The following is a 23,308-nucleotide window of genomic DNA, read 5'->3' as shown; positions in this document are numbered from 1 at the left end:
TTTTGAACGAAAATGAATCATCCGTCCGAACAAAAAAAGAGGACTTCTCGTCAGCGGAAGTCCTCTTTCCTATTATTTTTTAGCAGAAATGCCATTCATAATGAAAGAAATCGTTTGTTCGATTTCTTTTTCGTCGTCCCAATCACCTTCTGGAAAAAGGAGGTAGCGGCTAAGTAAATAGCCAAAGACGATGGATGCGGTCGTCCGAATGATGGCAACTGATGGAAGGTCGATAATTTCTCCCTTCGCTTGATAATGTTCGATTAGCTTTTTAAAACGATCAAACACTTTATTGGCGATATGCTCCTGAAACTGTTGCTTCAGTTCGGGCTGAAAGGGAATTTCTTGCAGTAAAATCTTAAATAAGGGCATGTTGTTTCTAAGAAATTCCGTTCGATTCTTAATCATCGCTCTTAGAAAATCTTCAAACTGATCGTAATCATGATTAAGCACCTTATATAAATCTTTAATGACAAACGGGGCAATTAGTTTTGCCATTACCGGGGCTACAATAGACAATAATAAGTCCTTTTTCGTTTTGTAATGCCGGAATATAGTTCCCTCTGCGACACCCGCTTTCTTAGCAATCTCACTCGTAGAAGTCGCTGCATAGCCTTTTTCTGAAAAAGATTCTATAGCTGCAATCATTATTTTTTTCTGCTTTTCCGTAAAATCATTACTTTGTTCAAATAATTCTTCAAAATATTTTTCTTCGTACGACATGTTTTGCTCCTTTATACGGCTACTCATTAGTTCCATAATAGCAAACCATTTAATCATCGCAAAGCAAGTGAATCTAGATTTTTCGGTATCTTTTTAAAATAAGAATATTTAAGACCATAAATAAAAGTGAGAAGCCTGCCATCATGGCAAGGTCTAGATAAATATCGTTCCATCCATAGCCTCGGACCATCACATTTCGAAGTGCTTCTGCTGCATAATAAAGTGGGGTAAACGGTCCAATCCAGCTTAACCACTCAGAAATAGTATCTAGATTAAATAAGCCTGAAAAGAATATTTGCGGAATAACTACAATTGGGATGAATTGAATCATTTGTAGCTCATTTTGGGCAAACGCAGATAGTAGAATTCCAAGTGTTAGAGCGGTAAGTGACAATAATAACGTGATAACTAATACATAAATAAATGAACCTTCCATTAGCATACCAAGTACATAGATGGAATACCAAGCGATGATGGTCGCTTGAATCATAGTAAAGATTCCAAATCCAAGAACATAGCCAATTACAATTTCCCAGCGTTTGAGTGGACTCGATAATAGTCGTTCAAGTGTTCCTGTTGTACGTTCTCTTAAGAATGAAACGCCGGCGATTAAAAAGACAAAGAAAAAGATGAAAAATCCAAGTAATACAGGGCCGAAATAATCAAATTGCCCCATTTCAGAAGAGCCATGGAGGAACTGAATATCTAATTCCTTTGCAGCCCCCTGTCCTTGTTGTAGAGGTTGAAGTGTCTCTTGAATCCATTTCATTGTTGCCCCATTTACAGAAGGGTCACTCCCCTCTAACACAATAGATGGTGTCATCCCATCAAACAAAATATAACCATCTGTTGCACGATCTGTTAAATCCTCTTCGGCTGCTTCAACGTCATCATAGGTTGTTATTTCAGCGCCTTCCAAAATTAATTGATTCTCTACTTGTTCCGGTAGATGGACAAGCCCCACCTTTGGCACGTAGTCATTTCCATTAAATACTAGATGGAGCATTGATAATACGAGAATAGGAGCAAAAATCATTAATCCCATTGTTCGTTTATCTCGAATAATTTGACGGAGGATCCGAATAACTAATGCACTAACCCTCATTTTTTACACCTCCATATACAAGGAATGCTTCTTCAATATTGCTTGACTTTGTGTTTGTTTTTAATTCATCTGGAGTACCAACTGCTATTAATTTTCCATCCCGAATCATTCCCAGTCGGTCACATTTTTCCGCTTCATCCATGACATGTGTAGTAACGATAATAGAAGTGCCTTTATTCTTTATCTCGGAAAAGCCTTCCCAAATCGTTTTTCGGAGGACAGGGTCAATTCCAACAGTCGGTTCATCTAATATTAGGAGCTCTGGCTCATGAAGTAGGGCAATCGCGAGAGAAAGTCGTCTCTTCATCCCTCCAGAATAATTGCTTACAAGTTTATGAAGGTGGTCCTTTAGCTCGACAAGTTCCATCGCATCGTCAATTCGTTTTTTTCGTTCTTTTCCTTTTAATCCATACAAGGAAGCGAAAAACTCTAAATTTTCGTTCGCTGAAAGCTCAGTATAGAGGGCATCTGATTGAGCCATATAGCCAATACGTTCAATTAGCTTTAGCGAGGGCATCTTTTCGTTGAAAATGTAATTTTCACCGCTAGAGGGGAGGTCCAGTCCCACCAATTGTTTCACAAGGGTTGTTTTCCCAGCTCCAGAAGGCCCTAGCAAGCCAAATATTTCTCCATTTCCAATATCTAAGCTTATTTCGTTTAACACGACTTGCTTCCCAAACGCCTTGGAAACATTTCGAATGGAAACAATGCTACTCATGTTTGACACTCCTTTGGTTTATAAAGTGAGTAATTACTCATTTATAGAGTAAACCAAAATTACCCTTTTGTAAAGTGAGTAATCACTCATTGTTGATAAATTGATAAAACAACATGGGAATTGCCTTCAGTAAAGGGAAAAATTGTGAGGTAAATCACATGCTGATTGGAGTCAGTTCGTTAGAATGGGGATAATAAAATGATAGGGGATAGGTGGGCTCTTATGTCAGTACAAGATCAAACGATTAGCAACCAACCAAATGTTGAAGAATTTTTGGGGAAAATAGATTTATTTCAGCATGTTCCTAAAGAGTCTCTTCAGCTTATTGATAAGCGGATTGTGAAGAGGCCTTTCAAAAAAGGGGAGCAAATGATTTCAGAATTTGAAGAAGCTCAAGGGGTATTTTTTGTATCATCAGGCATTGTAAAGCTGACAAAACAGGATGAACATGGAAATGAAGTGATTGTATGTATAAAGAAAAAAGGAGAGATTTTTGCAGAGGCAGCACTTTTTAGTCATGATGGAGCATGCTATCCTGCAACTGCCACTGGATTACAAGCAGGAGAACTCTATTACTTGAGCACGGCAGATTTAGAGCAGGAATTGTTATATTCTCCTGAGCTAGCCGTATCAATCATAGGGTATATGAGTGAATCGTTAAGAGATATGACCTCAATGATTCGTGACATTGCCTTGTTAGATGTGTATACAAAAACATTAAAGCAGTTAAAAAAGCTATCCGATCGCTTTGGTGCCCCTCGCTGCCATGCTATGCATATAGAACTACCGATAACCGTCCAGGAATTTGCTACGTTAATTGGGACGTCCAGAGAGAGTGTTAGCCGTGTATTTTCTAAACTAAAGAAAGACGGAATTATTGAAGTTCAAGGAAGAAAGATTGTTATCGTCGATTGGTGCCAGTTTTGTTCCTTATTCCACCCAACATTATAGAAGAGTGTCAGCTCTGTCCATTATCCCCTCAATTCGATATAATAGATATAATTAAATTATTGAAATAGGGGTAGGAAGAATGGCAGACTTTCAATCAAGTGTAATCATTCATAAACCAATTCATGAAGTGTTTGACTATATGACGAATTTACAAAACATGCCCGAAATCATGCCAAATGTGGTACACGCAGAGCTTACGACAGGTGGGACGATTGAAAAGGGCTCAACGTATGTTGAAACGAGAAGAGTTCGCGGGAGAGAGGTCAATGCAGAAGTTGAATTTATTGAGTTTGAAAAAGAAAAGACCTATACGACAAAAAGTATAACAAACGGATTAGTTGTGTTATATCGATATGATTTTGATGCGATCGAGGAAGGGACTCAGGTTCAATTCCAAGCGACTGTTGAAACAAAAGGGTTCATGATGAAATTAACAAAGCGGTTTCTCGTGAATATCTTAAAGAGCGAGGACGGGAACCAGCTCCGTTATGTGAAAGACGACCTTGAAAAGAAATAATAAAAGAGGCTGGGACATAAGTATTTCAGTCAATGGTATATCCGAACTATAGGGAGCTATCTCCTTTTACTAGTTCGGGTATTTTTGTTTGTTCGGAAAACAAATTTTAAAAAATGGTGGAATGGAGGAGACGACACTCGACTCCTCCTAAGGGAAATAGAGGAAAGGCTGAGACACCAAAGCGCAGCGAGGAGGCTCAGATTCCTCCCCGCGGAAAGCGAGAGTCTGCAGCGCAGGTGGAACGAACTTGTTTTACAACCTAAATATATTAAAAGTCATTGTTCGTCTTTGAGAAGGAGTCATATAGGTACGTCCCAGTCTCTTTATTCAATTTCATACGCCCACTCATTCATCCCATTTTCCAAATTATAAACCGATCCAAATCCATTGTCGATTAGGATTTGGCTTGCTTGACTAGACCGATTGCCACTTCGGCAAACCACTAAGTAAGTAGTGCTTTGGTCAAGCTCCGATAATCGCTCCGTTAGCTCTGGAAGTGGAATGAGCTCGGCATTCGGAATATGTCCAGAATCATATTCTTCTTGTGAACGAACATCTAAGATTTGAATCTTTTGCTCATCGATGAGTGCCTTTGCATCTTCTGTTTGAATATTTTCAAAAGAGGCCTCAGATGATTCACTGCAACCAATCAATCCGATGGATACTAGTAGAAACAGACTGAAAAGTAAATGTAGCTTCCTCACAATTCCTCGCTCCTTATAATGGGTAGGTCCAAAAACGCTCCTGATACACCCAATCCATCATTTTCTGGTCCTTATTTTTCAACTTTTCTTCCATATCAGCTGCCATTAATTGTGTTTGCGAACGGTGAGCTTTAATCGCAGCAATTTTAATTGCCGCAACGTCTTTTACGTAATTGATAACATCAGGTCCCCCTAGCTCTTGAACACAGTTATTCGAAAAAGCAACACAGTGAAGCGTTGGTCGCTGGTCAGCTGGAAGCTGTTTGACCGCTCTTACAACAGCAGCACCTGTTGCATCATGGTCTGGATGAACGGCATAGCCAGGATAGAAGGTAATGATTAACGAAGGATTCACTTCACGAATGATAGATAGAAGGTGTGTAGTTAAGAGATCCTCCTCTTCAAATTCAATCGTTTTATCTCTATAGCCAAGCATGCGCAAATCTTGGATACCAAGGACCTTGGCAGCTTCTTCAAGCTCGGCTTTACGAATCTTCGGCAATGATTCTCTTGTTGCGAACGGGGGATTTCCCATATTACGACCCATTTCACCAAGTGTTAAACAGGCATATGTAACGGGTGTCCCATTACTAATATGCTTGGCGATGGTTCCAGAAACACCAAATGCTTCATCATCAGGATGGGGGAAAATTACTAATACGTGTCGTTCTGATTGCATGATGTGACTCCTTTCCTGTTATTTACTCAAAAGGGGTTGGGCTGATTTGAAGGGAAACGGCAAGCTTTCCTTGAAAGTCATGGCCAGCTAGTAATAATCGACCTTGTTCATCAATTTCATAATGAGTAATGCCCTCTGCATAAACCCATCCCAGCTCCATTTTCAAGCCAACTCGAAACGGGCCAGCCCCAGTAATCTTTCCTTTTTTGTAATGAATCCGCGCGTTTCGGATATATGCGCCTGATGAAAAAAAGGATTCATCGAAGTGGGAAGCATAAGCTCCATTTGTTGTTTCAAGATGAATATAGACATCTCGATCGGTAAAAAAATCGAGCTCCTTTTGAACATTTTCAATTGCTGCAGGTATCAACTCGAATCCTCCCTTTAAACGGACTTTGATTTAGAATAACTTTATCTTACTAAAAAAGTAATGGAAAAGCGAAATAGTTAGCTTATGAATGGATATGTAAAAAAACAGAGCCAATCGACTCTGTTTTGGGTTATTGAGGAACTCGCTCGTTTCGATAGGCTCCATGCATGGTTGGACCAACATATTCATTAAGCTTGAACCCATTACGGATAGCGGCTGTAATAAATTCTTTTGCAACAGCAACGGCTTCGTATACCGATTTACCTTTTGCTAATTCAGCTGTTATAGCTGATGAGTATGTACATCCAGCTCCATGTGTATAGGTGGTTTCTATTTTTTCACTTTCGTATAAAGTATATTCACTTCCATCAAATAGGAGATCAACGGCTTTTTCATGCTGTAGATTGCTACCGCCTTTAATTAAGACATATTTTGCTCCGAGTGCATGAATTTTCTGTGCGGCTACCTTCATATCGTCAATCGTTTTGATAGGCCCTGTTTTCGCTAGCTGCCAAGCTTCAAAAAGGTTGGGAGTCACAACCGTTGCTTTTGGAACAAGAATGTCACGTAGGGCATCTGTTGTTTCAGGGTGAAGAACTTCATCTTCTCCTTTACAAATCATTACGGGGTCGATAATCACATTGTTAAGGTGATTCTCTTCAATCGTTTTCGCTGCAAGCTCAATCATTTCTACCGAGCCCAGCATACCTGTCTTCATCGCATCAATTCCAGTTGAAAGGACCGTTTCAAGCTGTGCCTCAAGGGTGCTAAGTGCTTGTGGAAATACGTGATGATGCCAATGATTTTTTGGATCCATCGTTACGATCGTCGTGATGGCAGTCATTCCATACACACCTAACTCTTGGAAGGTTTTTAAATCGGCTTGAATTCCAGCGCCGCCACTTGTATCTGATCCTGCTAATGTTAATACTTTTTTCAATGTAATTCCTCCATTCTGTTTTGGCTAAAGTTGGTAGTAAGGCTATAAATAGTTTATATCAATTTAAAGAGAGAGGACAATAACTCTTTTCTTTTTAGAAAAATTTCCCTATGATGAAAATGGAACATGCAGAAAGTGCGGTGAAATGTGTGAAAACGATTTTATATATAGAAGACGATCAAGAGATTGGTAGCTGGGTGAAGGGAGACCTAGAAGATAGGGGTTTTCAAGTGATATGGCTAACATCTGGAGATCAGGCAGTAGAGTTTGTCGAAAGAGCAAACCTAGTCATTTTAGATGTGATGCTACCAGGTCTTGATGGGTTTACAGTAGGGCAACGCTTAAAAAAATCAGCACCGGATACTCCTATATTGATGCTATCTGCACGTACCTCAGTAGATGATAAGCTACAGGGACTACAATTCGCTGATGATTATGTAACCAAACCCTTTCATCCAGATGAGCTAGTAGCTAGAGTAGATGTTTTATTTAGAAGATATGGTCAATCGCTATCGAATGAGTTGAGCCTTGGACACGTAAAGGTTTATTTCAGCGAAAATCGTATGGTTGATGAGCGAACGGGAGAGGAGTTAATCTTGACAGGGAAGCAGCATCAAATCTTCATGTACTTCTTAAGGCATCCGAATCAAATTCTCACAAAAGAACAAATCTATGAAGCGGTTTGGGGAGAACCCTATTTGGAAGGGGACAAAACCTTAATGGTACATATCCGTCATTTACGTGAAAAGCTGGAGCTGGATCCAAGTGAGCCAACCATCATTGAAACCATTCGTGGCCTAGGGTACCGGGTGAAGCAATGAAGCTCAGAAACTCGTTGCTAACCAAGTATTTGTTGCTAATTATCGTTGCAACAATGATTATCCCTTTCTCCTTTCCTGTTGTATCCATCCTATTTTATATGCCTGTCACCAAGTTTGATGAAGATATACCGAACAAGTATCAAAGCGGGGTAGAATTAGAAGAAACTTGGCATACGAAAGCTAAAAGCTTATCTGGAGCAAGTCCTGATAAGGTTAACGAAGCAGTAGAGCAATTTCATCGAGACTACAACAAAGCGAATTTCTTTTGGGTAGATGCCACGGGTAGCACACAGTTGAAAATTCCGCAGAATTTAGACCTCCCAGATCAGTGGACACCCTCCTATACAATTGATTTCATGAAATCCAGCTATGATGGTGATCCTTTTACCATTGTTGCATTTATAGGAAAAGGGAAAGAAGAAGGGTTTATGGTTTTTCAAGTTCCTCGAGCGGAGATGGTCAGTACAGGTGAGAAAATTCGAGATAAGTATAATTATTTTATTATTTTAGGCTTTTTAGTGATTTTTTTAGGGTTTATTTTTATGTCTTGGGTATTCTTTTACAAGATTCGCAAGCGGTTAATTAGAGTTCAAGAAGCGATGACAGCTGAGACAGATTCTGGAATCCCTCAGCCAATAGATGTTAAGAAGCTGGATGAAATAGGTCAGCTTGAGACGGCTTTTAATCATATGATTGACCAGCTTGAAACGAGTAGACAACGAGAGAAACAAGAGGAAGCTCTAAGAAAACAGCTGATTGCTAATCTCTCTCATGACTTAAGAACGCCTTTAACTACGATTAGAGGGCATGCTTATATTCTTCAAAAAGAGTCATTGTCAGCAAAAGGGCAGCAGTCATTACAATTAATTGACCAGAAAATCAATTACTTAGGGGAATTGATCGAAAATCTTCTCTCCTATACACTTTTATCAACTGGGAAATACCCATATCATCCAGAGCGGCTTGATATAGCACGGATTGTCCGAAAAAGTCTTTCTGCTTGGTATCCCCTCTTTGAGAAGGATGGATTTGAGATTGAATTAAAGCTTCCCGATGAAAGTATCGAATGGGAGGCAGATCCCCAATGGTTGGAGCGGATTTTGGATAATCTCTTTCAAAATATTCATCGGTATGCCCAAACAGGCAAATATTTAGGTGTTCAGATAATAGATGGAGAACTAATGATTTGGGATCGTGGTCCAGGGATGAGAGCAAACACAACGAAAAAAGGTACAGGAATCGGTTTGTCTATTGTGTCATTAATGATGAAGGAAATGAATTTAAAATGGGAGATGGTAAGTGATAATAAAGGGACCGTCATTCGAATAAAGCCAAAAGGGTGAAGGACCAAACGGCATTTAAGAGGCAAATGCCGTTTTTCTATTTGAGATAAAATTATTCACTTACATGTAGGATGACTTTTCCAGTGCTTAAGCGATTTTCAACAAGGGATTGTGCTTTTGCTGCTTCCTTTAGGTCAAACTCCTCGCCAATTTGAATAACTAATTCCCTGTTTGCTAGCATAGGAATGACTTCATTAGCTGTTTCCTTTAATAAGAGAGGTCTTAGCTTACGAGTTGTTCCTAAGCTGAAACCTAAAATGGATCGACAGCTTGTATGAAGATCTACAGTCTTTACATGTCCAATGTGTCCACTAGAATTCCCAAATTGAACGAGTCTTCCATAAGGTGCTAAGCACTTTAAGCTCTCTTCCGTTACATTCCCTGCGATGGAGTCTAATATGACATCTACACCCTTCCCGCAAGTAAGTTCGTTTACTTTATCAGCAAAATTCCCTTCCTTATAGCAAATGACATCATCTGCACCGTTTTCTTCCGCCACTTTTATTTTCTCTTTCGCTCCTACGGTTCCAATAATTTTTCCTGCACCCATCATCTTAGCAAGCTGTAGAGATGTGGAACCAACTCCTCCAGCTGCTGCATGGACAAGGATAGACTCACCAGGTTGTATTCTTGCTATTTGATCAAGTAAGCGATGGGAAAGGAAGGAGACAACAGGGCATGCTGCTGCGGATGTAAAGTCTAATTCAGCAGGGATAGGGAAGACAAGCTCCTTTTTAGCGACAACGTATTCTGCATAGGATCCATCTTTAGGAAAAGCAATTACTCGTTGACCAACTGACAGCTCAGTGCAGTTTGCTCCAACTTTTTCAATGATTCCAGCTGCATCTAACCCGGGGATAAAAGGAAGCTTGGTCCCCTTTTTTCCATATCTCGATTTAATATCAGCAAAATTGACGCTCGTCTTTCTGACTTTAATCAAAACTTCATTCTCTTCAATTATCGGTACAGGTAGATCTACATATTTTAGGTGTTCTACTCCTCCGAATTCAGCTACAATAATTCCTTTCATAGAAACAACTCCCTATCGATAGTGTTCCATTTTATGGTATAGCAACTCAGAGAAGAAGAATAGTTGTGAATCCTTATGTTAAGGGATAAGAAAACCTTATCATAAACAATTCAAACGATGTTCATACAAAAGCACCCCATTCGGTAATGGAGTGCTAGCTTTCTAAGACTTCTTCACCTGTTAATTCTATATGTCCTTCTCCCCAGCTACACATGGCATCTAAAATGGGTTTAAGTGACCAGCCATAATCAGTGAGAGAATACACCACTTTTGGTGGTACTTGTTCGAAAACAGTTCGGTTAACGACTCCATCTTCTTCTAGCTCACGGAGTTGCTGGGTGAGCATTTTTTGGGTGATGGGAGGCATGAGCTTTTTTAACTCACTTGTTCTTTTCTCCCCCTTTATTAAGTGACACATGATGACCACTTTCCACTTCCCGCCAATTACATCGAGTGTTGCTTCGACTGGAATGTTATAAGCCATAATCTTCCTCCTCGCGTAATGAGTAACTTCTTCTATTCAATAGTATGGGTAAACTTCCTAAGAACCATAGTTGAAAATTTAGATAGAGTTCTATTCAACAGAAATGATCATTACCATTTCCCTGCAATCTTCAGAATACAACTTGAATGTAAGATCTAGTTTGTTCTCTATTCTTATATGTAGGAAGTATAAAACAAAAGCTCTTTTTCGTAAATACAGCTGCTTTTCAGTAATAATCTCCAATTATGATGGGTTACTTACAAGTACCTATGCTACTTAAAAGTGCGTACTTCTCAAAAGGATGAAACGAGTCCATAATCAAGCATGTGTTTTGTGTCGCGCAGATAGGAACACTTTCTGAAGTATGATAGGTTACCATTTGGTACCTACATTACTTATAAGTGCGTACTTCACAAAATATGATGTACAAGGCAAAATATAGTTTACTTAGAAAACAAAACAAGAGGCGCCCTTTGCTGTTTTCTAATCCTTAGTAGATGTTGATCTGTAACATCTCGAAAATAAGAAGATCAGATAAAACACAAACGAAAGAGCTTAGGTTCTTCGTTGTTATGAAAGTACAGCACTCTCTTGAAAGAAGGCTGTATCTAAAAGAATGTTGTTTTATACCAGGTAAGATTTCCCTTCTTCATAAGATGGTTAACAGTTTGGAGCTGAAAATTGCCTATGCTTCAAAAGCAACCATGTATAAGAAAACAGTCTAAAAGAAAAAAAGGAGGAATTCGATTATGAATTCTCATGCAAATACATTGAGTCATTCACAATCTAAAGGCGGAACACCCGCTTTATTAGCTCTTGCGATTAGTGCATTTGGAATCGGTACAACTGAGTTTGTACCTGTAGGATTATTATCTTCGATTGCAGATGATTTATCGATCTCTATTACATTAGCTGGTTTATTAATTTCAGGATATGCCATGGGTGTAGCATTTGGAGCACCTGTTCTTACAGCACTTACAAGTAAAATGAGCAGAAAAACGTTATTGATGGCCCTGATGGTCATATTCATTGTTGGTAACTCTGTTGCAGCTATGTCAACTAGCTTTGGTCTATTACTTGTTGCCCGTTTTATTACCGCTTTTTCACATGGAATTTTCTTTTCAATTGGATCAACGATTGCAGCCGACTTAGTACCAGCCGACAAACGGGCTAGCGCCATTGCCTTTATGTTTACTGGTTTAACAGTAGCTACAGTAACTGGAGTACCACTTGGAACATTTATTGGACAAGCATTTGGCTGGAGAGCGACCTTCTGGGGCGTTGCTTTACTTGGTGTGATTGGAATAATCGCAAGTGCGATTCTTGTACCGAAAAATTTAAAGGAAGCACCACCTGCAAAATTCAGTGAACAATTAAAAATTTTAAGTAACGGGAAATTACTATTAGCTTTCGCAATTACAGCACTTGGGTATGGTGGAACATTTGTAGCGTTTACGTATTTAACGCCATTGCTTGAAGATGTAACAGGCTTCAGTTCAAAATGGGTTAGTATCATTCTTCTTGTATATGGAATTGCCGTTGCTATTGGGAACGTAATTGGAGGAAAAGCATCTAATAAAAATCCATTAAATGCTCTTCTTTGGATGTTTGTATTTCAAGCGATTATTTTATTCGTTTTGACTTTTGCAGCACCTTTTAAAGTAGTAGGGTTGATTGTTATTTTCTTAATGGGAATGTTCGCTTTCATGAATGTTCCAGGGTTGCAAATTTTAGTTGTCAACCTAGCTGAAAAATATGTTCCTTCAGCAGTAAATGTAGCATCTGCCTTAAATATCGCTGCTTTTAATGTAGGGATTGCCATCGGTTCATTCGTTGGTGGACTAATCGTTGACGACCTGGGGATTATTCATACGCCGTGGATTGGAGCTGTAATGGTTCTTGGAGCTGTTCTACTAACTGTCTGGTTAAAGGGATTAGAAAATAAGAAAGCATAAGTGAAAACGTACTAGTTCTCTAGGTTACTTGATAAGGAATTTAACTCTTTTGACAAGGGCCACTTTGTACTTGGTATCTTGTCAAAAGAAACAAATAGGAGGAGAAATAATGAATAGAGTAACGTTAAATAACGGAGTAGAAATGCCAGAAGTGGGATATGGTGTGTTTCGTGTAGAAGAAGGAACTAATTTAGAAAATGCCATTGTTAAGGCAATTGAAATGGGCTATCGCAGTATTGACACAGCGGCTATTTACGGAAATGAGAAAAGCGTTGGGAAGGGGATTAAGCAAGCAATCGCAGCGGGCGTAGTTACAAGAGAAGAGCTATTCATCACTTCCAAAGTTTGGAATAACAACTTAACTTTTGAAGAAACGATTGCGGCATACGAGGACAGCTTAGAAAAGCTGGACTTGGCGTATTTAGACCTATATTTAATTCACTGGCCAGGAAAAGATAGATATATGGAATCGTGGAAAGCGTTAGAATCTCTATATAAACAAGGCCGCATTAAAGCGATTGGTGTGAGCAACTTCCAAGCTCACCATTTAGAAACGCTTTTGGAGGAAGCGGAAGTGAAGCCAGTAATCAATCAAATTGAATTCCATCCGAAGCTTGTTCAATCGGAAGTAAGAGGGTTCTGTGCAAAACACGAAATTCAGGTAGAAGCATGGTCACCTCTTATGAATGCGGAGCTTCTAACCCATCCTGTGATAGTAGACATGGCAAACAAATATCAAAAGTCAACAGCTCAAGTCATTCTTCGTTGGGACGTGCAGCATGGCATCATTACCATTCCAAAGTCCATGACTGAGTCAAGAATGAAAGAGAATCTCAATCTATATGATTTTGAATTAACTGAAGAAGAAATGACACAACTCGATTCATTAAATGAAAACCGTCGTAGTGGTCCACACCCTGACGAATTTGATTTTGTGATCTAAACATGCTTCTGACTGTAGAATCAAACTCGGTGAAAATCGAGCTTGTCTACAGTCATTTTTTGGTTGAAGGGAAGAGGCTGGGACATAAGTATTTCAGTCAATGGTATATCCGAACTATCAGGAGTTATCTCCTTATAATTTAAACGAAATTTAAACTGAATAATTCCTTTATTTTAACCAAGGCCCGCTAAGATGGAAGTCGAGGTGAGAGAATTGAAGGAATATATCATAGAGACCAGTCGATTAACAAAGAAATTCGGGAAGCGATTCGCAGTAGCGGATGTCAATCTACAAATTCCAAAAGGAGAAATATATGGCTTTCTCGGTCCAAATGGTGCGGGAAAAACAACAACGATACGGATGCTGTTGGGTTTGGCAAAGCCATCATTAGGAACGATTCAAATCTTTGGCAAAGATCTGAAAAAAGATAAGCTCGCAATTCTTAGAAGGGTTGGATCATTAGTAGAGTACCCATCCTATTATGGCCATTTAACTGCTCGTGAGAATCTAGAGGCCGTTCGAAGATTATTAGATGTACCGAAATCGAGAATTGATGAGGTGCTATCCATCGTACGATTAACAAAAGAAGCAAATCGGCCAGTGAAAGGCTTTTCCTTAGGGATGAAGCAGCGCCTAGGGATTGCAACTGCTTTGCTTGGCAATCCGGAACTGCTTATTCTCGATGAACCGACGAATGGATTAGATCCTTCAGGGATATTAGAAATGCGTGAACTGATTAAAAGCATGCCAAAACAGCATGGAATCACGATTCTCGTATCCAGCCACTTACTCTCTGAAATTGACCAAATGGCTACGAGAGTCGGAATCATTTCAAAAGGAGAGATGATCTTTCAAGATTCCATTGAAGAGCTCCGAAAGATGTCTACAAGTAAGATGGCTATTAAAGTAGATGACATGGAAAAAGCAGCGCGTGTATTACTCTCAACAGGAACTGTATCCGAAACCGTTGAAGATCGTCTATTGTTTGCAAACGCATCTAATAATCAAGTGGCTTCGATGATTGCGGAATTGGTTCATAATCGAATTTCAGTTTACCGAGTAGAGGAAGAGAAAAAATCATTAGAGGATATTTTCTTAGAGCTTACGGGAGGGGGAAGTCTTTAATGCTTCAATTATTAACTGTTGACCTCCTTAAGATTAAACGTAAGTTCATCTGGTTTTTTATTTTCTTAGGTCCGATTGGAGTTATTGGGCTCGAGGCCGTCAACTTCACTCTCCGTTATGAATATTTGACGGGGATATATGCTGCCGGTTTATGGGAGGGACTTATTGATAATGTCAGGTATTTAGCCCATCCAACGTTAATTATTGGCGTTACGATTATTATTTCAATGATTGCCAATATAGAGCACCAAACGAATGCGTGGAAGCAATTACTAGCTTTGCCAATTGATAAAAAGAAAGTGTTTGCTGGGAAGTTTCTAGTAAGTGCTGTTCTCCTTTTTGTATCTTGTACGCTTCTTGCAATAGGAACGGTGTTTTTAGGAATCGCTTTAAAGTTTGGCTTTGAATTCCCTGTAACGAAGGTGTTGCAGATGGCTTATTTTCCTTTTTTTGCTACCATGCCGATTATTGCTCTTCAAGTATGGTTATCGATCAGCATGAAAAACCAAGCAACCCCGCTTACAGCAGGAATTGTAGGAATGATTGTATCGTTATCAAGCATGGGACTACCCGATTGGTTTCCTTATAAATGGCCATCTCTCGAGAATAATTGGGGGAATCCTATTTATTCAGTTATGGCAGGGATGCTTGTAGGAGTAATTGTTTTCACTATTGGATTACTAGATTTTAGCCGAAAGGACGTGAAGTAGATGAGAAGAATGCTAAGCTCTGAATGGTTGAAGCTACGGAAGTCCTCCGTTTGGCTACTAATCTTTGTAAGTCCACTTCTAGCCACCTTTGTAGGTTACGTTGAAAAGTCCGAGGGTGACTATAACCCTTGGTTCGTTACAATTGCATTCATGTCCTTTATACATGCATTGCTATTTCTTCCATTATTGACGGGTGTTTTCTCAGCATTTGTTTGCCGTTATGAGCATATTGGAGGAGGTTGGAAACAATTGCTAGCTATGCCTGTCTCGCGGGCGTCGGTTTACTTTGCCAAATTTCTTCTTGTACTTATCTTATTAGCAGGAGCTCAGTTGTTGTTTCTTGGAGGCCTCCTATGTATTGGGTGGATGAAGGGATATTCAGTTCCGATACCATGGGACGAAGTTATTCAAAGTGTGTTAGGTGGTTGGTTTGCTTGTTTCCCATTAGTGGCACTTCAGATGTTTGTGTCTGTTGCCTGGTCTAGCTTTGCTGCACCGCTCGCAATCAATGTGGTTTTCACTATCCCGAACATTCTAGTAGTGAATTCGGCTAAATATGGACCCATTTATCCTTGGGCGCAGCCATTTATCTCCATGATGGGTGCCTCTGACGACAAATTTGGTGCACTGAATGTATCGCTTGAGACCCTATTATTTGTCATACTTGGAAGCTTCCTATTATTCTTAGCAGCCGGGTTTACGTATTTTATGAGAAAAGAAATCTAAGACCTTTTTTGGTAGGTCGGTGTTAGTGTTATTTATTGAGATAAAATTCATTAAACCAGTTGATATGATTTCATTTGAGGACAAATGAACATGACAACTATAAAGATGGATTTTTTTTACCTAAATGATTGGAGCGAAGGGTACTTGACTCCTGAGGGGTTAGCGTTACAGCCGAGACCCCACTTTCGAATGCCGAATAGGCATGGCGAACGCCACTCGGAAAGCAAGTACCTGGAGTGGAAATCACCACTTTCCACCAAGCCCTATTTCCAACTAAAGACAAAAGGATGGAGTGAATGTTTGTCTAAAAAGGGAATCAAGCTTGTTGTCATGAGGCTGGGACATAAGCATTTCAGTCAATAATCTATCCGAACGATCAGGAGTTAGCTCCTTTTACTAGTTCGGATATTTTTGTTTGTTCGGAAAAAAATTTTTTTAATAGTGGAATGGAGCGGAAGACACTCGACTACTAAGGGAAATAGAGGAAAGCGAGTGTCTGCAGCGCAGGTGGAACGAACTTGTTTTTACAACCTAACTATTTGAATAAAATCATTGTTCGTCTTTGAGAAAGAGTCATTTAGTTATGTTCCAGCCTCTTTTTATTTCTCTTCATTCGAAGAGCCATTAAAAGTCACTTCCACTCTTTAGGTAGATTCTCTTTTCACAAATTATACACATATAGAAACGAAATCTCTCTTTTCCATTAATTTCTACTATATATAGCGTGATAAATGTTACTGTAAGACGAATGACAAATGTATAAAATAACTGTAGTGGTGTTGTTAATTGATTTTCTAGAAAACCAATTAGTGAATAGATAACAGATAAATGAATTGGCAAGTATATTGTGCAAAGTTTCACATATTGGATATAAAATTGTAACAAAACAGGAGAATTATTGTCACATTTTGGACGTAATTAAACAGCTTTTTAGTATAAATTAGAAATGCAGCAAAAATCAAATGGGTATTCAAGAGATTCATAGAGAACCACATTGATTATGTGAGATAAGTCGCAGAAAGTATTAGTGCACTTTTTTACAATGAGAAGGCATAGCTAAATGGCTACTTTTTGTATAATGATTTTTCTGAACGGGGTGAAGGCATGAATAAGAAGGGTTGTCCTGAGGAGTATCCCATTTCATTAGTAGTCAATGGGTATGAGATTGCTATATTTCAGCTCACAAAGCAGGACCTAGAGGATTGGGTATATGGATATTTATTCTCGGAAGGTCTAATTGAATATACGGAAGATGTGAAGTGTGTAGAAATAGACGAAAACCAAGGAAGAATTCATGTGACGTTAGAACAGGATTTTCCTGTAGAAAGTATGTTTTCAAAGAAAAAACATTATACAGCTGGCTGTGGAAGAGGGGTAACGTTCTTCTCAATGACAGATGTGAAAGCGTTTAACAAGGTGAAGTCAGAAAAAACCTACCAATTAAGCTATCTATTAAAAATGCGAAGTGAATTTGCCAAAAGTTCACTCCTATACTTGGAAACAGGCGGGATGCATGGGGCTTGTCTGGTAGATGAATATGGGAATATGACCATTCGAGAGGATATCGGACGCCATAATGCAGTAGATAAAGTGATTGGTCATGCGATTCGGAATCATTTAGATCCGCGTAACTTAGTGCTATTAACCACTGGAAGAGTTTCCTATGAAATGCTCTCGAAAGCAGCGAAATTTGGCTTTGCAGTGATTGGTTCGCGAACGGCAGCCACAAAGCAAGCTATTCAGCTGGCAAAATACTTACAAATAGAAGTAGTCGGCTATCTGCGGGGGAAAATGGCTATTTCTTATACATCATTCGGACGGGTCGAAAATGACCTGGAGGTGCGATTTTCGGAGGTTCATCCTCAATAAGGATTTACTTATAGATGTTCTATTTATTCAAAACAAGAGCAGAGGCTGGGGGGCCTCTGTAACACAAATGTAGGGGGGATAAATGATGGAGATGAATGTCACTAGAAGACAGTTTTTAAAGCTGTCTGGTGCTATGGCAGCTACTTTAGCAGTCGTAGAGCTTGGTTTTAATGAACAAGCGGCAAAAGCGAAATCAAGTGAGTTTAAGATTGCTAAATTAAAGCCCACTCCAACAATCTGTCCGTATTGCTCGGTAGGTTGTGGAATTTTAGTATATTCCAAGGATAATGATGTGGTTTATACAGAAGGGGATCCAGATCACCCAATAAATGAAGGGTCTCTTTGTAGTAAGGGGACGACAGTAAGGCAAGTGTTCACGTCTGAGAAGCGCGTGACAAAGCCAATGTATCGAGCTCCTGGCAGTGATAAGTGGAAAGAGGTAGATTGGGAGTTTGCCCTTGATAAAGTAGCAAAAAATATTAAGGAAACTCGTGATCGCACGTTTGTTCCAAAAGAAAATGGCTTGACTGTAAACCGAACAGATACCATTGCGTATCTTGGAGGGGCAGCTCTTGATAATGAAGAATGCCATGTTTTACAGAAATTATTCCGTGCTGGTCTAGGGTTATCCTATATTGAGCACCAGGCCCGAATATGACATAGTTCAACGGTTGCCGGTCTGGCACCTACATTCGGTCGTGGAGCAATGACAAATCACTGGAATGACCTGCAATATGCAGATGTGTTAATGGTTATAGGGGCTAACCCTGCAGAAAACCATCCGATTAGCTTTAGATGGATTTCCAAAGCAAAAGAAAAAGGAGGAAAACTGATTTCAGTTGATCCTCGTTATACAAGAACGTCCCAAATGGCTAATATGTATGGACAGCTTCGATCTGGAACAGACATCGCCTTTATTGGTGGGATGATTAACTACACGATTGAAAATGAACGTTTTCATAAAGAGTATGTTGCAAACTATACAAATGCTTCCTATATCGTTGAAGATACATTTAGCTTCGAAGATGGGATGTTCAGTGGCTATGATGAAGCAACTAGAACATACGATAAGACAAAATGGGCATTTAAAAAAGACGCAGAAGGAAAAGTCGTCAAAGACCTTACATTACAGGACCCAAACTGTGTGTTCCAATTAATGAAAAAGCACTATTCTCGCTATGATGTAGATACTGTCGTTGGTGTTACAGGTACAGATAAAGATATGTACCTAGACATTTGTAAAACGTTTACGTCAACAGGAGAAGTTGGAAAAGCAGGGACTATTCTATATGCAATGGGTGGAACTCAGCATACCGTTGGTACACAAAATATCCGATCCTATGCAATTATTCAATTGCTATTGGGGAATATTGGAATTGCTGGCGGTGGAGTAAATGCCCTACGGGGGGAATCAAACGTTCAAGGTTCTACAGACTTTGGTCTCCTTTATCACAATGTTCCTGGATATATGGAAGTTCCGACAGGCTCTAAGGAAGATTCGACCTTCAAAGGTTTCCTTGAGAGAGTGACTCCTAAAGGTGGATATTGGACGAATAAGCCTAAATTCTATACGAGTATGCTTAAATCTTTTTACGGTGATCATGCAACAAAGCAAAATGAGTTTGGATATCATTTCATGCCAAAGTTAACACCGGGAAAAAACTATTCATTTATGCGTTTATTTGATGCAATGTACCGTAAAGAACTTGAGGGCTTGGTATTATTCGGATCAAACCCTGTTGTGGGTGGTCCAAATGCAAGTAAAGAACAAGGGGCTTTATCCAATTTGAAATGGATGGTTGCAGTGGACTTGTTTGAAACTGAAACATCATCCTTCTGGCAGAAAGAAGCGGGAGCAGACCCAGCATCTATCCAAACGGAAGTCATTTTCCTACCAGCATGTGCATCCTTTGAGAAAGAAGGATCGGTTACAAACTCTGGTCGTTGGATGCAATATCGCTGGCAAGGAATTCAACCGAAAGGCGAGTCAAAAGCCGATCTAGAAATCGTTCACATGCTTGCGAAGCGCTTGAAGGAACTTTATAAGAATGAAACAACCCCTGGAGCTCAGCAAATCAATGCTTTAATGTGGGAATATGGCGATCATGATCATCCAGATATCGACGTCGTGTGTCGTGAAATTAATGGATATGATACGAAAACGAAGAAGCAGGTGAAAGGCTTCTCAGAATTAAAGGATGATGGCTCTACAGCGAGTGGCTGTTGGATTTATGCGGGCTTCTATCCGGAGGAAGGCAATCTCTCTAAGAGAAGAGACAATAAAGATACAGGTATGAACAACTTCTTAAACTGGTCCTATGCTTGGCCAGCCAATCGACGTGTTCTTTACAATCGTGCAAGTGCAGACTTAAATGGGAAAGCATGGAACAAGGATCGCGTGGGTATTGAGTGGAATACATTAGAAGGCAAGTGGATGGGGAATGATGTACCAGACTTTGCGGCGACTAAAGGTCCGGATGATCCAACATTCTCTGATCCATTCTTGATGATTGATGGCGGTAAAGGGTCGATTTTCTCAGCGAAGCTAAATGAAGGTCCATTCCCTGAGCATTATGAGCCATATGAAAATCCAATGCAAAATGCCTTCTCTAGCATTCAATTAAATCCAGCTGTTCAGTTTGGGGAAAAAGAAATGAATGCACAAGGAGATGTGTCGAAATATCCAATCATTGCGACGACATATCGTGTGTCTGAGCATTGGCAATCTGGAGCGATGACAAGAAATGTACCTTGGTTAGCTGAACTTTTCCCACATATGTTCATCGAGCTAAGCGAAGAACTCGCAAAAGAAAAAGGGATTAAAAACAAAGAAAAGATTATCGTATCAACGGCTCGTGGAGAAATTGAAGCATATGCAATGGTAACGAAGCGGTTCAAGCCATATAAACTAAAAGGAAAAACCGTTCACCATATCGGAATGCCTTGGCATTATGGCTATAAGGGAATTGCCACTGGTGCAACAGCCAACCGCCTAACACCACATATCGGAGATGCAAATTCAACAATTCCAGAATATAAAGCATTCCTATGTGATGTAAGGAGGGTGTAACAATGGCAGATTATATTAAATTTGTAGATGTAACGAAGTGTGATGGCTGTCGTGCCTGCATGGTAGCTTGTAAAAACTGGAATGACCTTCCTGCTGAGCCAGAGTCGTTTTCTGGAAGCTATCAATCTCATGAAAATCTAACGGCGAATACATGGAATGTCATTACATTTAACGAACAAGAAACTGCTGGTGGGGGATTCGAATGGTTATTTCGCCATCAATCATGCCTTCACTGTGGCCAAGCTGCATGTGAAAAGGCATGTCCTGAAGATGCCATTAGCCATACGAAATTTGGTTCTGTTGTCATTAATGCTGATAAATGTGTTGGCTGTGGATACTGTGTGGAGAACTGTACATTCGATGTGGTAAAGCTAGCAACCTATAAAGATCAAAATGGCAAAGAGTATCGCAAAGCACAGAAATGTACCCTTTGTACAGACCGTTTAGAAGAGGGGCTGCAGCCAGCATGTGTAACAGCTTGCCATACAGACTGTCTCATTTATGATGAAAAAGAGAAGGTATTATCGGAAGCAAATACACGATTAGCGAAAATAAAAGATCGTTTTCCAAATGCGAATGTCTATAACCCTCAAGGGATTGAAGGGACAACAACCGTCTACTTGTTGGCAGATAAACCATCCGTATATGGTCTTCCTGAAAATCCGAAGGTTCCGTTATCTCAAGTGGTCTGGAAAGATTATGCACAGCCAATTGGTAAAGCAATGTTCGGAGTAACAACGATGGCAGTTGTCGGTGCAGTCCTTTCAAATGCGTTAAAGAAGGATAAGGATGGTAAAGGAGGCCAAGATCATCATGAATAAGGGTAATCAAAAAATGGTGAAGCGCTTTAGCAAGCCTGTAATCATTGCCCATTGGCTAAATGCTTTTGCGTTCTTTACGCTTTATATTTCAGGTCTTCCGATGTATACAGAGTATTTTGATTGGGTATATAGCATCTTTGGGGGGCCGGCAGGTGCTCGTTTAGCTCACCGTGTAGGGGCTGTGTTGTTTGTCATTCCGGTGTTGTTTATTTTAATAGCTGACCCAAAAAGCTTCTTTCATTGGATTAAAGAAATCCTAACTTGGAAGAAGAGTGATATTAAATTCTTCAAAGAGTTCCCGAAAGAGTTTTTTGGTGGGCATGCAGATATCCCAAAGCAAGGATTCTATAATGCTGGTGAGAAGGTGAACTCCTTCTTAACTATCATAACAGCCATCATGTTGATCGGATCTGGCTTTATCATGTGGTTCCCGCAATTTTTCAGCCAAGGAATTATTATGTGGGCTTACCCAATTCACAATATAGGCTTAGGTTTATCATTAGCCGTTGTCGTTGGCCATATTTATTTATCTGTCGGCCATCCAAACTCCCGCCCTGCTTTCAGAGGGATTACAAAGGGAGAGGTTCCTGCAGAATATGCTAAGGAGCATCATGGTCTTTGGTACGAAGAACTGGAAAAGCAGGAGAAGGAAATCGAGAAGAAACGAGCTTAATAGAGAAAGTTTTAATAATCAACATTGCTGAGAAGGGTTAAAGTATCCATTCCTAAGGGATTGTTTCGATTAACCCTCTTAGTCGCTTGAAGTGAACTCGTTTCAATAGTATAGATGATCAGGTCTGTGTAACTATCCATTCGATAAAACTGAAAGAGCTACCCACCGTTTGGGTAGCCTTTCCTCTTCATAGCGAAGAGTGAATCCGATTATAGAGAGGTGTAAACATGAGTCAAATAAATGTACTTGATACAGCATACGAACAGCTCCATGAGCAAATCCAAACTTTACATGAACAATGGTATGAACAAATCGGCTATGAGTGCGTTGTACAAACAGAAGGAATGAGTTTAGATGCGCCACTAGCTCCTCAAGTTGTATGGAATTTGAAAGAGGAACACTATCAGTCCTTTTTACAGGATCTGTTAAGGATGTTAGCAGGAACCAATAATTCGATCAAAGACAGTCTTGAGAAGGTTCAATCCCTTCTAACAGATGAACTACTAATAAGATGGTTTGAGGAAGCAATTGCTGTAAATAACTATTATTTTCAACAGTTTGCAGAAGAAAATAACGTAGAACCTTGGCTTCCATTTTTTTTAGCAGAGCACGCAGTTAGGCCATTTTTACAAAAAGCATCTCATGAGCTAGGAGACATTCTAATTCGTATGGATGCTCATATCGGCTGTCCTTGCTGCGGCGAACCTGCTCGTTTAGCTATTATAAGTAAAAAAGGAAAAAAACAGCTGACTTGCCCCCGCTGCTCTCATTCATGGCAAGAGAAGAAAATCTGCTGTGCTCATTGTGGAACAGATGAGCATGAGAAGGTAGAAATTCTAAAAATTGAAGGCGATGAGCGAGCAGAAATTCATGTGTGTCTTGAATGTAAGGGCTACACGAAAGTGATTGATACACGTAAATTAATCGGGAAAGCTGCTCCTGCCTTACTAGACTTAAGGAGCATACATTTAGATTATATTGCACAAGAACATGGATTTGGTACGCTAGAGGGGACCGATAGACATTAGATT

23 protein-coding genes and 1 pseudogene are annotated in these 23,308 nt (G+C 39.8%); 15 read left to right on the top strand and 9 right to left on the bottom strand.

Going from position 1 to position 23,308, the window contains the following annotated elements:
- Nucleotides 1-72 precede the first annotated feature (72 nt).
- From LS684_RS19765 to LS684_RS19755, 3 genes are all read right to left on the bottom strand, one after another.
- Complete coding sequence (locus tag LS684_RS19765; protein ID WP_233808699.1) at nt 73-723, bottom strand: TetR/AcrR family transcriptional regulator; 651 nt, start codon at nt 721-723, stop codon at nt 73-75.
- 73 nt (nt 724-796) lie between these two features.
- Nucleotides 797-1,828, bottom strand: a complete 1,032-nt coding sequence (locus tag LS684_RS19760) for an ABC transporter permease (protein ID WP_233808698.1) — start codon at nt 1,826-1,828, stop codon at nt 797-799.
- Nucleotides 1,818-2,546, bottom strand: coding sequence for an ABC transporter ATP-binding protein (locus LS684_RS19755; protein ID WP_233808697.1), 729 nt, complete (start codon nt 2,544-2,546; stop codon nt 1,818-1,820). The genes LS684_RS19760 and LS684_RS19755 overlap by 11 nt, the downstream gene beginning before the upstream one ends.
- Before the next feature lie 222 nt (nt 2,547-2,768).
- Between LS684_RS19755 and LS684_RS19750 the strand changes: the two genes are divergently transcribed.
- Together LS684_RS19750 and LS684_RS19745 are read left to right on the top strand one after the other, a co-directional pair.
- Nucleotides 2,769-3,497, top strand: coding sequence for a Crp/Fnr family transcriptional regulator (locus LS684_RS19750; protein WP_233808696.1), 729 nt, complete (start codon nt 2,769-2,771; stop codon nt 3,495-3,497).
- Between the two features lie 79 nt (nt 3,498-3,576).
- Nucleotides 3,577-4,014, top strand: a complete 438-nt coding sequence (locus LS684_RS19745) for an SRPBCC family protein (protein ID WP_233808695.1) — start codon at nt 3,577-3,579, stop codon at nt 4,012-4,014.
- Nucleotides 4,015-4,337: 323 nt separating this feature from the next.
- Here the strand turns inward: LS684_RS19745 and LS684_RS19740 are convergent, their stop codons facing one another.
- The 4 genes from LS684_RS19740 to pdxK all read right to left on the bottom strand — a co-directional run bounded on the left by LS684_RS19740 (nt 4,338) and on the right by pdxK (nt 6,713).
- Nucleotides 4,338-4,718 carry a rhodanese-like domain-containing protein gene (locus LS684_RS19740; RefSeq protein WP_233808694.1) on the bottom strand — a complete coding sequence of 127 codons (381 nt, stop codon included), beginning with the start codon at nt 4,716-4,718 and terminating at the stop codon, nt 4,338-4,340.
- 13 nt (nt 4,719-4,731) lie between these two features.
- Nucleotides 4,732-5,397 carry a bacillithiol biosynthesis deacetylase BshB2 gene (gene bshB2, locus LS684_RS19735; protein ID WP_233808692.1) on the bottom strand — a complete coding sequence of 222 codons (666 nt, stop codon included), beginning with the start codon at nt 5,395-5,397 and terminating at the stop codon, nt 4,732-4,734.
- A gap of 22 nt (nt 5,398-5,419) precedes the next feature.
- A complete protein-coding gene (locus LS684_RS19730; protein ID WP_233808689.1) occupies nt 5,420-5,767 on the bottom strand; it encodes a YojF family protein in 348 nt (115 codons plus the stop codon).
- 130 nt (nt 5,768-5,897) lie between these two features.
- Nucleotides 5,898-6,713 carry a pyridoxine/pyridoxal/pyridoxamine kinase gene (gene pdxK, locus LS684_RS19725; protein WP_233811718.1) on the bottom strand — a complete coding sequence of 272 codons (816 nt, stop codon included), beginning with the start codon at nt 6,711-6,713 and terminating at the stop codon, nt 5,898-5,900.
- 143 nt (nt 6,714-6,856) lie between these two features.
- Here pdxK and LS684_RS19720 point away from each other — a divergent pair, with 143 nt between their 5' ends.
- A complete protein-coding gene (locus tag LS684_RS19720) occupies nt 6,857-7,528 on the top strand; it encodes a response regulator transcription factor (protein WP_233811717.1) in 672 nt (223 codons plus the stop codon).
- Nucleotides 7,525-8,871: a HAMP domain-containing sensor histidine kinase gene (locus LS684_RS19715; RefSeq protein WP_233808687.1), complete on the top strand. Its 1,347-nt coding sequence runs from the start codon at nt 7,525-7,527 to the stop codon at nt 8,869-8,871. Before LS684_RS19720 ends, LS684_RS19715 begins: the two co-directional genes overlap by 4 nt.
- 52 nt (nt 8,872-8,923) lie before the next feature.
- Here LS684_RS19715 and LS684_RS19710 read toward each other — a convergent pair whose 3' ends face one another.
- On the bottom strand, nt 8,924-9,901 hold the full coding sequence (locus LS684_RS19710) for a quinone oxidoreductase family protein (RefSeq protein WP_233808685.1): 978 nt from the start codon (nt 9,899-9,901) through the stop codon (nt 8,924-8,926).
- Between the two features lie 154 nt (nt 9,902-10,055).
- The gene (locus LS684_RS19705) at nt 10,056-10,388 is read right to left on the bottom strand and encodes a winged helix-turn-helix transcriptional regulator (RefSeq protein ID WP_284701593.1); all 333 of its coding nucleotides are present in this window, start codon (nt 10,386-10,388) and stop codon (nt 10,056-10,058) included.
- A gap of 746 nt (nt 10,389-11,134) precedes the next feature.
- Here LS684_RS19705 and LS684_RS19700 point away from each other — a divergent pair.
- The 11 genes and pseudogenes from LS684_RS19700 (at nt 11,135) to LS684_RS19655 (ending at nt 23,305) form a co-directional block, all read left to right on the top strand.
- Nucleotides 11,135-12,340 (top strand): MFS transporter, encoded by a 1,206-nt coding sequence (locus tag LS684_RS19700; protein ID WP_233808681.1) that lies wholly within the window; start codon nt 11,135-11,137, stop codon nt 12,338-12,340.
- 109 nt (nt 12,341-12,449) lie between these two features.
- Nucleotides 12,450-13,283: an aldo/keto reductase gene (locus LS684_RS19695; protein ID WP_233808679.1), complete on the top strand. Its 834-nt coding sequence runs from the start codon at nt 12,450-12,452 to the stop codon at nt 13,281-13,283.
- Between the two features lie 213 nt (nt 13,284-13,496).
- Complete coding sequence (locus LS684_RS19690) at nt 13,497-14,408, top strand: ABC transporter ATP-binding protein (RefSeq protein WP_233808677.1); 912 nt, start codon at nt 13,497-13,499, stop codon at nt 14,406-14,408.
- Nucleotides 14,408-15,118, top strand: a complete 711-nt coding sequence (locus tag LS684_RS19685) for an ABC transporter permease (RefSeq protein ID WP_233808676.1) — start codon at nt 14,408-14,410, stop codon at nt 15,116-15,118. Before LS684_RS19690 ends, LS684_RS19685 begins: the two co-directional genes overlap by 1 nt.
- On the top strand, nt 15,119-15,844 hold the full coding sequence (locus LS684_RS19680; protein WP_233808675.1) for an ABC transporter permease: 726 nt from the start codon (nt 15,119-15,121) through the stop codon (nt 15,842-15,844).
- Between the two features lie 1,104 nt (nt 15,845-16,948).
- Complete coding sequence (fdhD, locus tag LS684_RS19675; RefSeq protein ID WP_233808674.1) at nt 16,949-17,713, top strand: formate dehydrogenase accessory sulfurtransferase FdhD; 765 nt, start codon at nt 16,949-16,951, stop codon at nt 17,711-17,713.
- A gap of 82 nt (nt 17,714-17,795) precedes the next feature.
- Nucleotides 17,796-18,371: a twin-arginine translocation signal domain-containing protein gene (locus LS684_RS24400; RefSeq protein WP_489886015.1), complete on the top strand. Its 576-nt coding sequence runs from the start codon at nt 17,796-17,798 to the stop codon at nt 18,369-18,371.
- A 12-nt stretch (nt 18,372-18,383) separates the two neighbouring features.
- Nucleotides 18,384-20,783: pseudogene (fdnG, locus tag LS684_RS19670) on the top strand (formate dehydrogenase-N subunit alpha); the annotation flags it as partial.
- Nucleotides 20,784-20,785: 2 nt separating this feature from the next.
- Nucleotides 20,786-21,604 carry a 4Fe-4S dicluster domain-containing protein gene (locus LS684_RS19665; protein ID WP_233808673.1) on the top strand — a complete coding sequence of 273 codons (819 nt, stop codon included), beginning with the start codon at nt 20,786-20,788 and terminating at the stop codon, nt 21,602-21,604.
- Complete coding sequence (locus LS684_RS19660) at nt 21,597-22,277, top strand: formate dehydrogenase subunit gamma (protein ID WP_233808672.1); 681 nt, start codon at nt 21,597-21,599, stop codon at nt 22,275-22,277. Before LS684_RS19665 ends, LS684_RS19660 begins: the two co-directional genes overlap by 8 nt.
- A 227-nt stretch (nt 22,278-22,504) precedes the next feature.
- On the top strand, nt 22,505-23,305 hold the full coding sequence (locus tag LS684_RS19655; RefSeq protein WP_233808671.1) for a formate dehydrogenase accessory protein FdhE: 801 nt from the start codon (nt 22,505-22,507) through the stop codon (nt 23,303-23,305).
- Nucleotides 23,306-23,308: the final 3 nt, after the last annotated feature.

Source organism: Cytobacillus spongiae, from assembly GCF_021390075.1.
This window is presented reverse-complemented; position numbering and strand designations above follow the sequence as displayed.

Excerpts from the sequence above, each read along its gene's own strand:
- fdhD (WP_233808674.1), top strand. The coding sequence starts at position 16,949 with ATGAATAAGAAGGGTTGTCCTGAGGAGTATCCCATTTCATTAGTAGTC.
- LS684_RS19660 (WP_233808672.1), top strand. The coding sequence starts at position 21,597 with ATGAATAAGGGTAATCAAAAAATGGTGAAGCGCTTTAGCAAGCCTGTA.
- LS684_RS19685 (WP_233808676.1), top strand. The coding sequence starts at position 14,408 with ATGCTTCAATTATTAACTGTTGACCTCCTTAAGATTAAACGTAAGTTC.
- LS684_RS19655 (WP_233808671.1), top strand. The coding sequence starts at position 22,505 with ATGAGTCAAATAAATGTACTTGATACAGCATACGAACAGCTCCATGAG.
- LS684_RS19665 (WP_233808673.1), top strand. The coding sequence starts at position 20,786 with ATGGCAGATTATATTAAATTTGTAGATGTAACGAAGTGTGATGGCTGT.
- LS684_RS19760 (WP_233808698.1), bottom strand. The coding sequence starts at position 1,828 with ATGAGGGTTAGTGCATTAGTTATTCGGATCCTCCGTCAAATTATTCGA.
- LS684_RS19700 (WP_233808681.1), top strand. The coding sequence starts at position 11,135 with ATGAATTCTCATGCAAATACATTGAGTCATTCACAATCTAAAGGCGGA.
- LS684_RS24400 (WP_489886015.1), top strand. The coding sequence starts at position 17,796 with ATGATGGAGATGAATGTCACTAGAAGACAGTTTTTAAAGCTGTCTGGT.
- LS684_RS19765 (WP_233808699.1), bottom strand. The coding sequence starts at position 723 with ATGTCGTACGAAGAAAAATATTTTGAAGAATTATTTGAACAAAGTAAT.
- LS684_RS19715 (WP_233808687.1), top strand. The coding sequence starts at position 7,525 with ATGAAGCTCAGAAACTCGTTGCTAACCAAGTATTTGTTGCTAATTATC.
- LS684_RS19750 (WP_233808696.1), top strand. The coding sequence starts at position 2,769 with ATGTCAGTACAAGATCAAACGATTAGCAACCAACCAAATGTTGAAGAA.
- LS684_RS19745 (WP_233808695.1), top strand. The coding sequence starts at position 3,577 with ATGGCAGACTTTCAATCAAGTGTAATCATTCATAAACCAATTCATGAA.
- bshB2 (WP_233808692.1), bottom strand. The coding sequence starts at position 5,397 with ATGCAATCAGAACGACACGTATTAGTAATTTTCCCCCATCCTGATGAT.
- LS684_RS19695 (WP_233808679.1), top strand. The coding sequence starts at position 12,450 with ATGAATAGAGTAACGTTAAATAACGGAGTAGAAATGCCAGAAGTGGGA.
- LS684_RS19755 (WP_233808697.1), bottom strand. The coding sequence starts at position 2,546 with ATGAGTAGCATTGTTTCCATTCGAAATGTTTCCAAGGCGTTTGGGAAG.
- LS684_RS19680 (WP_233808675.1), top strand. The coding sequence starts at position 15,119 with ATGAGAAGAATGCTAAGCTCTGAATGGTTGAAGCTACGGAAGTCCTCC.
- LS684_RS19710 (WP_233808685.1), bottom strand. The coding sequence starts at position 9,901 with ATGAAAGGAATTATTGTAGCTGAATTCGGAGGAGTAGAACACCTAAAA.